At 55.2% G+C, this 14496-nt stretch carries 12 protein-coding genes; 4 read left to right on the top strand and 8 right to left on the bottom strand.

Annotated elements, in window-relative coordinates; genetic code table 11:
* Nucleotides 1-45 precede the first annotated feature (45 nt).
* The 4 genes from ACCC84_RS05360 to folM are packed head-to-tail and all read right to left on the bottom strand — an operon-like array spanning nt 46 to nt 4380.
* A complete protein-coding gene (locus ACCC84_RS05360; RefSeq protein WP_371901628.1) occupies nt 46-1542 on the bottom strand; it encodes a carboxypeptidase M32 in 1497 nt (498 codons plus the stop codon).
* A 26-nt stretch (nt 1543-1568) separates the two neighbouring features.
* Nucleotides 1569-2879 (bottom strand): two-component system sensor histidine kinase RstB, encoded by a 1311-nt coding sequence (gene rstB / locus ACCC84_RS05355; RefSeq protein ID WP_004962689.1) that lies wholly within the window; start codon nt 2877-2879, stop codon nt 1569-1571.
* On the bottom strand, nt 2876-3601 hold the full coding sequence (rstA, locus tag ACCC84_RS05350) for a two-component system response regulator RstA (protein ID WP_039992717.1): 726 nt from the start codon (nt 3599-3601) through the stop codon (nt 2876-2878). The genes rstB and rstA overlap by 4 nt, the downstream gene beginning before the upstream one ends.
* 56 nt (nt 3602-3657) lie before the next feature.
* On the bottom strand, nt 3658-4380 hold the full coding sequence (gene folM, locus ACCC84_RS05345; RefSeq protein ID WP_004962696.1) for a dihydromonapterin reductase: 723 nt from the start codon (nt 4378-4380) through the stop codon (nt 3658-3660).
* Between the two features lie 131 nt (nt 4381-4511).
* Here folM and ACCC84_RS05340 point away from each other — a divergent pair, with 131 nt between their 5' ends.
* Nucleotides 4512-4919: a hypothetical protein gene (locus tag ACCC84_RS05340; RefSeq protein ID WP_004962699.1), complete on the top strand. Its 408-nt coding sequence runs from the start codon at nt 4512-4514 to the stop codon at nt 4917-4919.
* A gap of 27 nt (nt 4920-4946) precedes the next feature.
* Here ACCC84_RS05340 and ACCC84_RS05335 read toward each other — a convergent pair whose 3' ends face one another.
* Nucleotides 4947-6338 (bottom strand): amino acid permease, encoded by a 1392-nt coding sequence (locus tag ACCC84_RS05335; RefSeq protein WP_088499700.1) that lies wholly within the window; start codon nt 6336-6338, stop codon nt 4947-4949.
* A 242-nt stretch (nt 6339-6580) separates the two neighbouring features.
* Nucleotides 6581-7531 (bottom strand): DUF1471 family protein YdgH, encoded by a 951-nt coding sequence (gene ydgH, locus ACCC84_RS05330; protein ID WP_004962706.1) that lies wholly within the window; start codon nt 7529-7531, stop codon nt 6581-6583.
* 532 nt (nt 7532-8063) lie between these two features.
* Between ydgH and pntA the strand changes: the two genes are divergently transcribed.
* The 3 genes from pntA to fabV all read left to right on the top strand — a co-directional run bounded on the left by pntA (nt 8064) and on the right by fabV (nt 12424).
* Nucleotides 8064-9593 (top strand): Re/Si-specific NAD(P)(+) transhydrogenase subunit alpha, encoded by a 1530-nt coding sequence (gene pntA, locus ACCC84_RS05325; protein ID WP_198773051.1) that lies wholly within the window; start codon nt 8064-8066, stop codon nt 9591-9593.
* 10 nt (nt 9594-9603) lie between these two features.
* Nucleotides 9604-10992, top strand: a complete 1389-nt coding sequence (gene pntB / locus ACCC84_RS05320; RefSeq protein ID WP_004962716.1) for a Re/Si-specific NAD(P)(+) transhydrogenase subunit beta — start codon at nt 9604-9606, stop codon at nt 10990-10992.
* A gap of 238 nt (nt 10993-11230) precedes the next feature.
* On the top strand, nt 11231-12424 hold the full coding sequence (gene fabV, locus ACCC84_RS05315; protein ID WP_004962719.1) for an enoyl-ACP reductase FabV: 1194 nt from the start codon (nt 11231-11233) through the stop codon (nt 12422-12424).
* Nucleotides 12425-12516: 92 nt separating this feature from the next.
* Here fabV and uspE read toward each other — a convergent pair whose 3' ends face one another.
* Nucleotides 12517-13479, bottom strand: coding sequence for a universal stress protein UspE (gene uspE, locus ACCC84_RS05310; RefSeq protein WP_371901627.1), 963 nt, complete (start codon nt 13477-13479; stop codon nt 12517-12519).
* A 127-nt stretch (nt 13480-13606) separates the two neighbouring features.
* The gene (gene fnr / locus ACCC84_RS05305; protein WP_004962724.1) at nt 13607-14371 is read right to left on the bottom strand and encodes a fumarate/nitrate reduction transcriptional regulator Fnr; all 765 of its coding nucleotides are present in this window, start codon (nt 14369-14371) and stop codon (nt 13607-13609) included.
* Between the last annotated feature and the right edge of the window lie 125 nt (nt 14372-14496).

Raw genomic sequence — 14496 nt, 5'->3', positions numbered from 1 at the left:
AGCCAAACAGGGGAGAAATGGCGCGGGTTTTCCGCGCCGGAGAACTTACAGGTAACGGTTTTCCAGATGCTGACGGAAATAGTGCGGATTAAGCGATTCACCGGTGGCATTGGCAATCAGCGTTTCCGTCGGGTAACGGCTGCCGTGACGCCAGATATGTTGTTGCAGCCAGTGGAACAGAGCGCTGAGGTCGCCGCGTGCAATGTCATCGCTCAAATTCGGCAACGCATTGCCAATGGTGGCGAACAGCTGTGCGGCGTACATGGCACCCAGCGTATAGGTAGGGAAATAGCCAAACGCACCGTCGGTCCAATGAATATCCTGCATGCAGCCGTTGCGGTAATCGCCAACGGTGTCCAGCCCGAGATACTGCTGCATTTTCTCATTCCACAACGCCGGAATGTCGTTGACCTCGATATCGCCCTCAATCAACGCCTTTTCGATTTCGTAGCGCAGAATCACGTGGGCCGGGTAGCTGACTTCATCCGCATCAACGCGGATCAAGCCTGGTTTTACCCGCTGGTTGAGGCGGATGAAATTGCCTTCTTCCAGCGCCGGCTGATCGCCAAACTGCGCGACAACCAACGGCCGCAGGATCTTCAGGAAGTCGCTACTGCGCGCCAGCTGCATTTCAAACAGCAGGCTCTGCGATTCATGAATCGCGGTGGAACGCGCCTGCGCTATGGGTTGTCCCAGCCAGTCGCGCGGCAGATTTTGTTCATAACGGGCGTGGCCGGTTTCATGAACGATGCCCAGCAGCGCGGTGAGGAATTCCTGGTCGTTGTAGCGGGTCGTGATACGCACGTCTTCAGGTACGCCACCGCAGAAAGGGTGCGCGCTGACGTCGACCCGGCCTGCGTCAAAGTTGAACCCCAGCAATTTCATGACGCTCAGGCTCAGTTTGCGCTGGGTGTCGACGTCGAACGGGCCTTGCGGCATCAGGCACGGTTGCTGCGCCTGTTTGGCGACCACTTTTTGCAGTAAATCCGGCAGCCAGGTTTTCAAGTCGCCAAAAATACGTTCCAGATCGCTGCTGCGCATGCCAGGTTCGAACAGATTGAGCAGCGCATCGTAACGGCTGCTGCCGGCGGCCTGAGCACGAATCTGCGCTTCTTCGCGGCTGAGTTTTACCACCTCGCGCAGATTGTCGGCAAATCCCGGCCAATCATTGGCCGGGCGCTGTGAGCGCCAGGCGTGCTCGCAACGGGCGCCGGCCAGCGACTTGGCTTCGACCAGCCACTCAGGCACCAGCACGGCGTTGTCGTAGTGACGGCGCATTTCCAGCAGGTTGGCGCGGTCGGTATCGTCCAGGGACTCCTGCTGCGCCTGCTCGAGCAACTGGCCGGTTTTTTCAGCGGTCAACAGCTGGTGTTGCAGTACGCTCAGCTCCGCCAGCGCTTGTGAACGCGCCTTGCTGCCACCGGGCGGCATCATGGTTTGCATATCCCAGCCGGCAATGGCCGAGAGATGGCCGAAACGCGACAGACGGCTGAATAGGCTACGTAACTGGTAATAGGCGGATGAAGTATGTGCAGATGTCATGTCTCAGCTCCTGAATAGCGATCCGGTCAGCTTAACTGCGGATCGGCTTTGAGTAATAACGAATATTTGACTGGCCAACAGAAACGGAAGCGGGCGCCGCCGAGCGGGCTGGCGTCTACCTGTACCTGGCCCTGGTAGGCCAACGCAATGGAATGTACAATCGCCAGCCCCAGGCCGCAGCCGCCGGTGGCGCGATCGCGGCTGGGATCGAGGCGAACAAACGGTTCGAATACCCGCAGACGCTCGTCCGGCGGGATCCCAGGGCCGTCATCCTCGACCTGCAGGCAGGCGATATCACCGTCGAACCACAAACCGATGCGTAACCGCTGCTGTGAATAGCGCAGCGCATTGTTGACCAGATTGTCCAGCACGCGCTCCATCAGGCGCAGATCGACGCCGCCAAAGTCGCCGCGATGCGGTATATCCAGCTCGATATCGCGCTGCGGGTGTATCACGCGGATATCCTCGACCTTGTCCTGCAACCAGCCGGGCAGATCCAGTGGCTCGATATTGAGGGCTACCTGCGGGCGATCGAGGCGCGCATAAGTCAGCAATTCGTCAATCAGCGACTCCAGTTGGCCGATATCACGGTTGAGCGCTTGTTGCTCGGCCTCGGCCAGGTTATCGCTCATGGCCAACCGGTAGCGTAAGCGTACCAGCGGGGTGCGCAGTTCATGGGCGATGCCGTCGATCAACTGTTTTTTGCTGGCGATCAGGGTGTTGATGTTGTCCGCCATCTGATTGAACGCCACCCCCAGTCGATTGAGGCTGGATGTAGGATCAAAATGGGTACGCTCATCCAGGTGACCGGCGCCGAGCCGCTGTGCGGCGTTCTCCAATTTGAGTAAATCCTGCCAGTGCGGGCGCATCCACAGGAATACTGGCAGCGCCAGCGACAGGCCGATAAACAGCAGCAATGCCAAATCGAGTAATCGCATCTGGTGCAGGTAGAACAGATAGGGGATCGGGCCGACGACCAAAACATAGTGGCTGCGTGGGATGCGCTGCATGAAGGTGTATTGATCGTCCAGCGCGATGATCTCGCCCAGCCGCAGCCTTTTTTGCATCTCTTCGCTGAGTTTCTGCTTGCCAAGCGGTTCGATGTGCAGTTGGAATGACAGGTTCAAATCCAGCGTATCGATGGTTTTGTTCCAGTCCTTCAGCGGGATCTCACGCAGTTCGCTACGCATCAGATACAGCGAACTTTTCATCAGGTCATCCATCGACTGGCGTCCGGCGCGTTCTGCGGTCACTTTGTATACCAGCCCGACCAGCATCGCCATCACCAGAAAGCAGACGAACAGCAACAGAAAGAACTGAACGAAGAGTTTCCTCATTGTTGCGCCGACTCCCAGGCATTGGGGGCGAACAGATAGCCTTTGTTGCGCACCGTTTTAATCCGAAACGGTTCCAGCGCGTTGTCATAAAGTTTGCGGCGCAGACGGGAGATCGCCACGTCAATGCTGCGATCCATACCGTCATAGCTTACGCCGCGCAGGCTTTTCAGCAACGCTTCGCGATCCATGATTTGCCCGGCGTGGGTTGCCAGTTCCCACAGCAAATCGAAGTCGGAGGTAGACAGGGTGACGCTTTCCTCTGCCAGCGTTACCTGGCGGTTGACCGGGTCGATGCACAGCAGGCCAAAATGCAGCGCGTTATGCTGCGTCAACGGCGGCACGCCGTCCTCTTTGCTCTGCCCGCCATGCTGGCGCAGGTGCAGACGCAAGCGCGCCAACAGCACCGCCGGCGGCGTGGTTTTCAGTATGTAATCATTGGCGCCCATCTCCAGCGATAGAATATGGTTCATGTCGCTGTCGAGCGAGGTGAGCAGCACGATGGGGCCAGGGAAGATTGGCCGCAGATCGCGGCACAGCGTCATGCCGTCTTTGCCGGGTAGCATGATGTCCAGCAGCACCAGATCCGGCTGCTCCTGTTCAATCCGCGCCTGAGCGGTGTCGCCGCGCGGCTCCACCAGCACGTCGATATCATGTTTACCCAGATAGGCGGCAATCAGTTTGCCGACCTCCTCGTCGTCTTCTACAAAAACAATTTTGTGCATTTTTTGCTTATCAACCAGACGGGTACGGCGCCACGCGCCGTGCCGGACCATAGGGATCAACGTAGTGGACGTCCGCCATCCACGCCATGGGTACGGCCGGTGACGTAGCGACTGGCCAGCAGGTAATTGACCAGTTCGACCACTTCACTTTCGCCGGGGGCAACCTTCATCAATGACTTCTGCAGCGCCTGCTGGCGATAGGCTTCATCATCGCCCGGATTGAATATGATCAGCGAGGGGGCGATGGCGTTGACCTTGACTTCAGGTGCCAACTTGCGGGCAAACGAGCGCGTCATATTATCCAGCGCTGCCTTGCTGGCAGCGTAGGCGATGTGTTTATCGCTGCCTTTTTCCACCACGTAATCCGTCAGGTGAATGATATCCGCCCCGGCCTGGCCTTGCCCTCGCAGGCAGGATTCCAGTAACTGATTGAGCAGATAGGGGGTATACACGTGTATTTGCAGCATCGCGGCCATGGTGTGTTCCGGCGGCGTTTGCGGCGATTCGGCCAGCCAGGCGCTGGCGTTGTGGATCACCGCGCGCAATTTTTCCGTGGTTTGCTTCACCCGATCGGCAAACTGATAAATGCCGTCGTGGCTGGAAAAATCGCCCTGAATGCACATCGCTCCCAGCGCCTTCAGTTCTGCCAACGCCGGATAATCGCTACGGTAGGCAATAATCACCGGCACATCGCGTTGCAAAAAGGATTTTGCCAGCGCCAGACCAATCCGGCGGGCGCCGCCCGTGATCAGTACCGGCGCCGAGTGTGTATGTTCCATCGTTTAAAGCTCCTGCACAGGCTGGCAAACAATAGGGGAATTATGCCATTATACGGCAGAAAGTCGTTATAGCTTCGCATCGATTATCCATTTCAGGATGTTATACACTGGCCAACAGAGGAATTGAGGGGATGAGCAACAGCCACCTTGCATCCGTCGCGCACAGTGAGAAAATCTGCTTTGATTACATGGATTTTCTGTCATCATCGTGCAAGAAGCACTGGCGCTTCATAGATGCAATTTATGGTGTGATGCCTATTTTTGGCATGGTATTGAAATCGCGCGTGGCCACCACGCAGACGCGCAAAGAGCATTTGAAAGAGCTGGCTTTACAGGTAGTTTCCACGCAGGTCAGCGATGAAACCAACATCATTCGTCTTATCGATCTGGCGCAACAGCAGGGGTTGGCGGTATTTGATATCCAGCTGCCGTATGCGTTAGACAAAAATCAGCTGGCGGCGATTCAGCAGGAATGCGCCGAACGGGTGGTGGTGACGCAGGTGGGTGAGCGCATTACCATTGCTGCGCAAAAAAAATGACCGGGTATTCACCCGGCCTTTTTTATCTTATTGCATCATAAACCAACCGGCGGGCACCGTGGCTATCAGCAGCAGGAAAATGCTGCTTTTCTCCAGTCTGCTTAACAGCTTGGCGCCGTCATGCCCGCGTCGGGCGTAGATAAACACCAACAGACCCGGCGCATACAGCAATACCGACATCAGCAGATGCATCAACCCCGATGCGTACAGCAACCAGATCCCATAAAGACAGGCACCGCAGGCGGCAAATATCAGTCGTTTGTCATTGCGCTTGAGCGCGACTTTAAACAGAAATGCGCCAACCAGGAAATAGGGGACCAGGATCATTTCGGAGGCGATGGTCAGCAGCGAATTATAATTACTGCCGGTCAGCCAGATCAGCACCAACGCCGCCTGTACCGCACCGTTGGTCAGCCATAATGACGCCGAAGGGGCATGGTTCTTGTTTTGCTTGCAAAAGATTTTTGGAAACGCACCGTGTTGCGCTGCCAGCAGTGGCACTTCCGCCGCCATGATGGTCCAGCTCAGGTAAGCGCCACAAACGGAAATAATCAGGCCGGCGGCGATAATCACGTCACCCCAGGGGCCGATCAGATCGACCATCAGCACTGCCATCGACGGATTGCGCATCTGCGCCAGCTCGCTGCGCGGCACCACGCCGAGCGCCAGCAAGGTTACCAGCAGGTAAACCCCCAACGCCGAAACCACCGCCAGCATGGTGGCGAGGCCAACGTCTTTTTTATGCCGCGCCCGTGCGGAAACTACCACCGCGCCCTCTACGCCAATAAACACCCACAGGGTAATCAGCATGGTGTCCTTGACCTGTTCCCATACCGGTTTACCGAGCGCGATGCCATGGAAGTCGAGGGTGAAGATATCCATTTTGAAAGCCATTGCCGCCAGTACCGCGAATAGCCCCAGCGGTAATAGCTTGGCGAGGGTTGCGGCCAGGTTGATGCTGGCTGCGGTCTGTACCCCACGCAGTACCAGGGCGTGAACCACCCACAGCAATAGCGATTCGCCAATCAGCGCCTGCCAGGTGTTGCCATCGCCGAGAATCACCTCACCGCCGCGATCGGTGAAAATGCTCAATGCGGCAAAGACGATCACCAGATAGGAAACGTTGGCGATGACCGCACACAGCCAATAACCCCAGGCGGAACAGAAGCCCACCAGTTCGCCAAAACCTTCTTTGGCATAGGTAAAAATACCGCCATCAAGATCGGGACGCAGTCGCGTCAGCAGCAGCATGGCGAAAGCCAGGAATAAAATGCCAACGCCGGTGATACCCCAACCAAGCAGCAACGCCGCCGGGCTGGCCACCTCCGCCATATTCTGTGGCAGGCTGAACACGCCGGCGCCAAGCATTGAGCTGAGCACCAGAGCGGTTAACGCGGTTAGACCTAATTTTTTTTCCAATGACGGTTCCCGAATACAGAATAAACAGCTGGCGAGCGCCTATTGAACAGCAAGAACGCAATGAGATTAATTGCGAGCAGAGACAATAGCCCTGAATTTGGCGCGAATTTTACGGATGGAAGCTGCGGGATGCAATGATTGAATATGCGTAATTGGCAAAAAATTATTCAGTCGATTCTGAAAATAGCGCAAAAAAAGCGGGCAGCGCGATGGCTGCCCGTAGTGACTCGATACCGTGCGGATTATTTGAACAAATCGGCGCTGACGGTCAGATTGCCGCCGCTCTTGTTCTGCCATTGGCGCGTGACGTGATAGTACTTGGCGCCTTTGGCCGCTGCGCGTTTGGCGACTTCGGTCGAAACGTCGGTCATGCTGTTGAAGTGGCCGGTAAAGGTCACTGAATCAAACGGCTGCATTTGCGCGGCAGTCACGTTGTTCACTTCCTGAATCTTGGTACCGTCAGGCAGCGTTACAGTGTAGCGTTGACCGGTCGACGACTGGGTTTCAAAGAAACGGCCCACGTCGCGGCTTGGCGAACCGGAAGAGGCGACGCCAGGGATTTCCACCTGCGCAGCAGCGGCACCGCCAGCGGCCAGCGCGGCCTTGCCGGCTTCAGAGTCGGCAGGAATGGCATCCGGGCTCTGTACCACGCGTTTCGGCGCGTCGGCCTTGTAGATATACGCGGTGACGTATTGGTTGCCGCCCTGGTTGGCATCAACCTGGCGTACGATAAAGAAGGACGCAGCGCCTTTTTTGCTGGCTGCTTTTGAAATGGCGTCGTTGACGTCAGGCTGGCTGCGGAAGAAACCGCTAACGCTGACGGTATCATAAGGTTCCAGCAGATAGGCCTGATCTTTCGGCAGTTCTTTAACGCCGTTGAACTCGCGATAATTGGTGTCTTTGCTCACTTCCGGCGCATCTTTATGATAGATGTCTGCGGTGACGCGCCAGTTGCCGCCATTGTTGGCGTTGTTGATGTCTTGAATATAGAAGGCGTCGGCGCCCAGTTTGTCTGCACGGCGGGATACTGCGTCGGCGGCTTCATTGATGGCAATAAAGCGCCCGGTAATCGTGATGCGATCAAACGGCTTGATTGCCGCTGCTTTTTCAGGTGTCAACTCTTGCGCCGCATGAGCAGAGAGCGCAGTGAGTGTAAACAAGGCTGACGCGATGATCGTGGTCTTCAGCTTCATAAAAAATCCTTTCGCCTAGCGCATTAACGTTTATAACGTGCTGAACTGTTGATGTGTCATTCAGCCGTTGATTATTACATGTATTCTTGGCAGGTGTCTCAGCAATTTATGTCATAGCGTGCGACAAATCTGTTTACTCCACCAGGGTCGCTTTGGCAAATAAATTCCATAAGTTTCGATAATAAAGCGTTTAGCGAGATAAGCGTTAATTATTCACAATTCCATAACTTTTATGCGTCGGTGGCGCGTGGCTACCGCAACTCTGCCAGCCGTAGCCAACAGAAATAATGTGATTTTCCACGCTTTCAAGAGCAGTCTCTGACGAAAAATTGCGGTGCGTCATGGTCTGGAGTGAATTTTTATGTAAAAACTGACGGATTGGCCCAAGCAACAATGGATCATCGATTCTATTTTCAGTAGGTTATAGATAGCGCTGTCAATTATTTGCCAACAACGGCGGCTCACGCCCTGTCGGCCGGCGCTATCGCTATGGGGTAGGACGATAAAAAAACATAATTCGGAAGGGAACATTATGCGTATTGGTGTACCAAGAGAACGGTTGGCCAATGAAGCCCGCGTTGCTGCAACGCCGAAAACGGTAGAGCAGTTGCTGAAACTGGGCTTTAGCGTCGCGATTGAACGCGATGCGGGTAAATTGGCAAGCTTTGACGACGTCGCTTATGAAGCGGCTGGGGCGACGATTACCGATAACGCCGACGTCTGGCAATCGGATCTGATTTTGAAGGTCAACGCACCGCAGGATGATGAAATCGTCCTGATGCGCGAAGGCAGCACCCTGGTAAGCTTTATCTGGCCGGCGCAAAATCCGGAGCTGATCGAAAAACTCGCGGCGCGTAACGTGACGGCGCTGGCGATGGATTCCGTGCCGCGTATTTCGCGCGCGCAATCGATGGACGCGCTGAGTTCAATGGCCAACATTGCCGGCTATCGCGCGATTGTCGAAGCGGCACACGAATTTGGCCGCTTCTTTACCGGCCAGATCACCGCCGCCGGCAAGGTACCGCCGGCCAAGGTGATGATCATTGGTGCCGGGGTGGCCGGCCTGGCGGCTATTGGTGCCGCTGGCAGCCTGGGGGCGATCGTGCGCGCCTTCGATACCCGCCCGGAAGTCAAGGAGCAGGTACAGAGCATGGGTGCCGAATTCCTCGAGCTGGATTTCGAAGAGGAAGCCGGCAGCGGCGATGGCTATGCCAAAGTGATGTCCGAGGCGTTTATCAAGGCGGAAATGGCGCTGTTCGCCGCGCAGGCGGAAGAGGTTGATATCATCGTCACCACCGCACTGATCCCTGGCAAACCGGCACCGGTGCTGATCACCAAAGAGATGGTGGCCTCCATGAAGCCCGGTAGCGTAATCGTCGACCTGGCGGCGCAAACCGGCGGCAACTGCGAACTGACCGTGGCCGATCGGGTTACCGTGACCGACAACGGCGTGAAAATCATCGGTTATACCGACTTGCCAAGCCGCTTGCCGACCCAATCCTCGCAGTTGTACGGCACCAACCTGGTTAACCTGCTTAAACTGCTGTCAAAAGAGAAAAACGGCGAAATCGACATCGATTTCGACGATACCGTCATTCGCGGCGTTACCGTGGTGCGCGAAGGCGAAGTGACCTGGCCGGCGCCGCCAATCCAGGTTTCTGCCCAGCCGAAGCAGGCACAGCCGGCGGCGCCGATGGTTAAAGAAGAGAAAAAACCGCTGTCGCCGTGGCTCAAGTACGGCCTGATCGCGCTGGCCATCATCCTGTTCGGCTGGCTGGCGGATGCTGCGCCAAAAGAGTTCCTGTCGCACTTTACGGTGTTTGCGCTGGCCTGCGTGGTTGGCTACTACGTGGTATGGAACGTCAGCCATGCATTACATACCCCTTTGATGTCGGTCACCAACGCGATTTCAGGGATTATCGTCGTCGGTGCGTTATTGCAGATTGGCCATGGCGGCTGGGTGAGCTTCTTCTCCTTTATCGCCGTGCTGATCGCCAGCATCAATATTTTCGGTGGATTCACCGTCACTCAGCGCATGCTGAAGATGTTCCGTAAAAACTAAGGGGTAACACATGTCTGGAGGATTGGTTACAGCTGCATACATTGTTGCCGCTATCCTGTTTATTTTCAGCCTTGCCGGGCTGTCTCGCCATGAAACCTCGAAGCAGGGCAACCTGTTCGGCGTTGCCGGTATGGCGATCGCGCTGATCGCGACCATTCTCGGGCCGGACTCCGGTAACGTTGGCTGGATTATCATTGCGATGATTATCGGCGGCTCGATCGGCATCTATCTGGCGAAAAAGGTAGAAATGACCGAAATGCCAGAACTGGTGGCGATGCTGCACAGCTTCGTCGGTCTGGCGGCGGTGCTGGTTGGCTTCAACAGCTATCTGGATCATGGTACCGCGATGGATCCGGTGATGGAAAATATCCATCTGACCGAGGTGTTCCTCGGTATCTTCATCGGTGCGGTCACCTTTACCGGCTCGATCGTGGCGTTTGGCAAACTGCGCGGCATTATTTCTTCCAAGCCGTTGATGCTGCCGAACCGCCATAAATTGAACCTGGCGGCGCTGGTGATTTCCTTCCTGTTGCTGGTGGTGTTCGTGCGTACCGACAGCCTTGGGCTGGAAGTCATGGCCTTGTTGCTGATGACGGTGATTGCCCTGGCCTTCGGCTGGCATCTGGTGGCGTCTATCGGCGGTGCCGATATGCCGGTGGTGGTGTCAATGCTCAACTCATACTCCGGTTGGGCGGCAGCGGCGGCCGGTTTCATGCTGAGCAACGATCTGCTGATCGTCACCGGCGCGCTGGTCGGTTCCTCCGGCGCCATCCTGTCCTATATCATGTGCAAGGCAATGAACCGTTCGTTTATCAGCGTGATAGCCGGCGGTTTCGGCACTGACGGTTCTTCAACCGGCGATGCCGAAGAAATGGGAGAATACCGTGAAACCACGGCGGAAGAGGTGGCCGAGCTGCTGCGCAATTCCTCTTCGGTGATCATCACGCCAGGGTATGGCATGGCGGTGGCGCAGGCGCAATATCCGGTGGCGGAAATTACCGAAAAACTGCGTGCGCGCGGCATCAAGGTGCGCTTTGGTATCCACCCGGTGGCCGGGCGCTTGCCGGGTCATATGAACGTATTGCTGGCAGAGGCCAAGGTGCCGTATGACGTGGTATTGGAAATGGACGAAATCAACGACGATTTCGCCGATACCGATACCGTGCTGGTGATTGGTGCCAACGACACGGTCAACCCGGCGGCGCTGGAAGATCCTCGCAGTCCGATTGCCGGCATGCCGGTGCTGGAAGTGTGGAAAGCACAGAATGTGATCGCCTTTAAACGCTCGATGAATACCGGCTATGCCGGCGTTCAGAATCCGCTGTTCTTTAAAGAAAACACCCAGATGCTGTTTGGCGATGCCAAGGCTAGCGTCGAGGCAATCAAGAACGCGTTGTAAACACCGCGCTTGCCAACGCGGGTCGCCAATGCCGTTCAGTTAACGCTGAACGGCATTTTTATTTTGCTTTTGGTTGAGTAATTTTAGCGCTGGTGCCTCAACTGCCGGGTAAATTGTGCGGAATATCACGCAAAATAGGCTATAAATTATGCAAGCCAACACATCAGATGACAATTTTGAGCCGTAATGCGGTATCTTATGTCCCGATTTCATCCATTTAACGGATCCTAGACCCACTATGATTATCAAACCTAAGGTTCGCGGTTTTATCTGCACCACCACACATCCGGTGGGCTGTGAAGCCAATGTACGTCGTCAGATTGCCTATACCAAGCAACAGGGCGCCATCGCCAATGGCCCTAAACGCGTGCTGGTTATCGGTGCTTCTACCGGTTATGGCCTGGCCTCCCGTATTGCTGCCGCTTTCGGCAGCGGCGCGGCCACCATCGGCGTATTCTTTGAAAAGGCCGGTACCGAAAGCAAACCGGCTACCGCCGGCTGGTACAATTCCGCCGCGTTTGATAAAGCAGCCAAAGAAGAAGGTCTGTACGCCAAGAGCGTCAATGGTGATGCTTTCTCCAACGAATGTCGCGCCAAGGTTATCGAACTGATCAAGCAGGATCTCGGCCAGATCGATCTGGTGGTGTATTCCCTGGCATCGCCGGTCCGTAAAATGCCGGACACTGGCGAAGTAGTGCGTTCAGCGCTGAAACCGATTGGCGAGGTGTACACCACTACGGCGATCGACACCAATAAAGACCAAATCGTTACCGCAACGGTTGAGCCTGCCAACGAAGAAGAAATTCAGAACACCATTACCGTGATGGGCGGCCAGGACTGGGAATTGTGGATGTCCGCACTGGAAGAAGCCAACGTGCTGTCTGAAGGCGCCAAGTCCGTAGCATATTCCTATATCGGCACCGATTTGACCTGGCCAATCTATTGGCACGGCACGCTGGGGCGCGCCAAAGAAGATCTGGATCGCGCCGCTACCGCCATTCGTGGCGATCTGGCAGCCAAAGGCGGCACTGCACACGTCGCGGTGTTGAAGTCAGTGGTAACTCAGGCTTCTTCTGCAATCCCGGTCATGCCGCTGTATATCTCGATGGCCTTCAAGATCATGAAGGAAAAGGGGATCCACGAAGGTTGCATGGAACAGGTCTACCGCATGATGCGCACCCGCCTGTACGGCGACGACCTGGCGCTGGACGACCACGCCCGTATCCGCATGGATGATTGGGAGCTGCGCGACGACGTGCAACAGGCCTGCAAGGATCTGTGGCCGTTAATCACCTCGGAAAACCTCAGCCAGCTGACCGACTACACCGCCTACAAACAGGAATTCCTGCGTTTGTTCGGTTTCGGCCTGGAAGAGGTGGATTACGACGCGGATGTCAATCCGGACGTGCGTTTCGACGTAGTCGAGCTGTAATTCAGCCGGTCGTAACAGCAATAAAAAAACAGGGCCTTTAACGGCCCTGTTTTTATTGTTATTGGCGAAGCGTGCTATGACTGTCCTGCGGCTCAGTCTTCATCATCGTGCTCGTCGTCTTCATCGGCCTCGATGGGGCAGTTGAAGTCCGCCGGTTTGATCACCAGTAAATCACATTTCAGATGGTCGATCACATGTTCAGCCGTATTGCCGATAAAGGCGGCGGAAATACCGGTGCGCCCAAGGGTACCCAACACCACCACGCCGGCTTGCAGATGCTCGGCCAGGTCCGGGATAACCTCTTCCGGCAGGCCTTTTTCTACGTGGGTAAATTCTTCGTTGATGCCGAATTTCTGTCTGAGGGCTTTCATGGCGATCAGATGTTGACCGCGAATGGCGTCGTTATAGACTCTGGGATCAAAGTCTGGCAGTTCGATTGCGATATTGATGGGAGTGACCGGGTAGGCGCCGACCAGATGAACCTCGGTTTGGTTGACGTTTTGCGCCAGTTCGACCGTTTCCTGTACCAATTTGAGATTAAGTGGGTCGTGGTAGGGTTCTTCACTCGACAGGTTAACCGCCACCACAGCTTTACCGCCCTCCGGCCAGGGCTGGTCTTTCACCATCCACACCGGGCACGGACATTTGCGCAGCAGATGCCAATCGGTCGGGGTAAAAATCACCGACTCCAGCCGATCGTGCTGGTGTGCCATTTTCAGCAGTAAATCATGTTGTCCGCTTAACACTTCCTGAATAATGGCTTCAAACGGCCGGTTATGCCACACCACTTTGACTTCAATAGGAATGCCTTCTTCGAGATAGAAGCGGCATTGCTCATTTATCCACGCGGCACGTTGGCTAATGACGCCTTGCCGCATCGCCGTTCGTTCATCCGGGGAAAGCAGGGTGGTCATTTCGTAAGAGAAATCATAGATTGGCAGGAAGGCTTTAATCCGCCCGCCATTCCGCTTCACCAGATACACCGCGCGGCGTAACGCCGGCTGGTCATCCTGGTTGGGGTCAATAGCCACCAGAAGATTCTGATACTTCGCCATAGGGCCTCCTTACAGCTGCAAATTAACAGTCTGTTAATTTACAGAGTAACCCAACATTGAAAAACAGAACAGCGGCAGTGATGAGCCGGATCAATAATTTCAGTTAATTGTTGATCCGGCGGAGAGATTAGGCGCTAACGCTAACGTTGATTCGTGGCGTACCGGCCAGCACTGAAAGCGCATCGACGTTTTCAATGGTGATGTATTTACCTTTCACGCTAAGGATTTCACTTTTTTGGAAACGCCCCAGCAGGCGACTGATAGTTTCAACCGTCAAACCCAGGTAATTGCCAATGTCGCCGCGCGTCATGGTCAGGCGGAACTCACGGGGGGAAAATCCACGTTCGGCAAAGCGTCGAGAAAGGTTATAGACAAATGCGGCCAGACGTTCTTCGGCGTTTTTCTTCGACAACAGCAAAATCATGTCCTGATCGCCTTTGATCTCGCCGCTCATCAAGCGCATGATTTGTTGACGCAAATTAGGCATTTTGCCTGACAGATCGTCCAGCGTCTCGAACGGGATCTCGCACACCATCGAGGTTTCCAGTGCCTGAGCAAAGCTTGGGTGCTTTAAGCCACCGATGGCATCAAAACCCACCAGATCGCCGGCCAGATGGAAACCGGTAATCTGCTCATCACCTTGCTCGGTGATGGTGTAGCTTTTTATGGTTCCGGAGCGGATGGCGTACAGGGATTTCAATTCATCACCGGCCTTGAACAGCGTTTGGCCTTTTTGAATCGGCTTTTTCCTTTCGATAATGTTGTCGAGCTGATCGAGCTCGTGTGCATTGAGAGTGAAAGGAATACACAGTTGGCTAATGCTACAGTCCTGGCAGTGGATCGCACAGCCACCAGACTGAATACGACGTATCGCGCGTTTTTCCGGGATCATAGAGTACGCTCATCCAGTAATTGATATGCGTCAATTTTAACATCTTTTGCGGCAGGTTATAAGTGTGACAATAGTAAGAATAGGGGTATTGTGTCGCTATTTTAGCGCCAAACAGCGATTTTTAT

Origin of the sequence: Serratia odorifera (genome assembly GCF_041448735.1) — a bacterium.
In the GTDB taxonomy this organism is placed as follows: Bacteria; Pseudomonadota; Gammaproteobacteria; order Enterobacterales; family Enterobacteriaceae; genus Serratia_F; species Serratia_F odorifera.
Note: the sequence above shows the minus strand (reverse complement) of the source record. Positions and strands in the feature narration are given on the sequence as shown.

What these genes read in the sequence shown, in the direction of transcription:
- ACCC84_RS05360 (WP_371901628.1), bottom strand. Translation starts at nt 1,542, where the DNA reads ATGACATCTGCACATACTTCATCCGCCTATTACCAGTTACGTAGCCTA.
- rstB (WP_004962689.1), bottom strand. Translation starts at nt 2,879, where the DNA reads ATGAGGAAACTCTTCGTTCAGTTCTTTCTGTTGCTGTTCGTCTGCTTT.
- rstA (WP_039992717.1), bottom strand. Translation starts at nt 3,601, where the DNA reads ATGCACAAAATTGTTTTTGTAGAAGACGACGAGGAGGTCGGCAAACTG.
- folM (WP_004962696.1), bottom strand. Translation starts at nt 4,380, where the DNA reads ATGGAACATACACACTCGGCGCCGGTACTGATCACGGGCGGCGCCCGC.
- ACCC84_RS05340 (WP_004962699.1), top strand. Translation starts at nt 4,512, where the DNA reads ATGAGCAACAGCCACCTTGCATCCGTCGCGCACAGTGAGAAAATCTGC.
- ydgH (WP_004962706.1), bottom strand. Translation starts at nt 7,531, where the DNA reads ATGAAGCTGAAGACCACGATCATCGCGTCAGCCTTGTTTACACTCACT.
- pntA (WP_198773051.1), top strand. Translation starts at nt 8,064, where the DNA reads ATGCGTATTGGTGTACCAAGAGAACGGTTGGCCAATGAAGCCCGCGTT.
- pntB (WP_004962716.1), top strand. Translation starts at nt 9,604, where the DNA reads ATGTCTGGAGGATTGGTTACAGCTGCATACATTGTTGCCGCTATCCTG.
- fabV (WP_004962719.1), top strand. Translation starts at nt 11,231, where the DNA reads ATGATTATCAAACCTAAGGTTCGCGGTTTTATCTGCACCACCACACAT.
- uspE (WP_371901627.1), bottom strand. Translation starts at nt 13,479, where the DNA reads ATGGCGAAGTATCAGAATCTTCTGGTGGCTATTGACCCCAACCAGGAT.
- fnr (WP_004962724.1), bottom strand. Translation starts at nt 14,371, where the DNA reads ATGATCCCGGAAAAACGCGCGATACGTCGTATTCAGTCTGGTGGCTGT.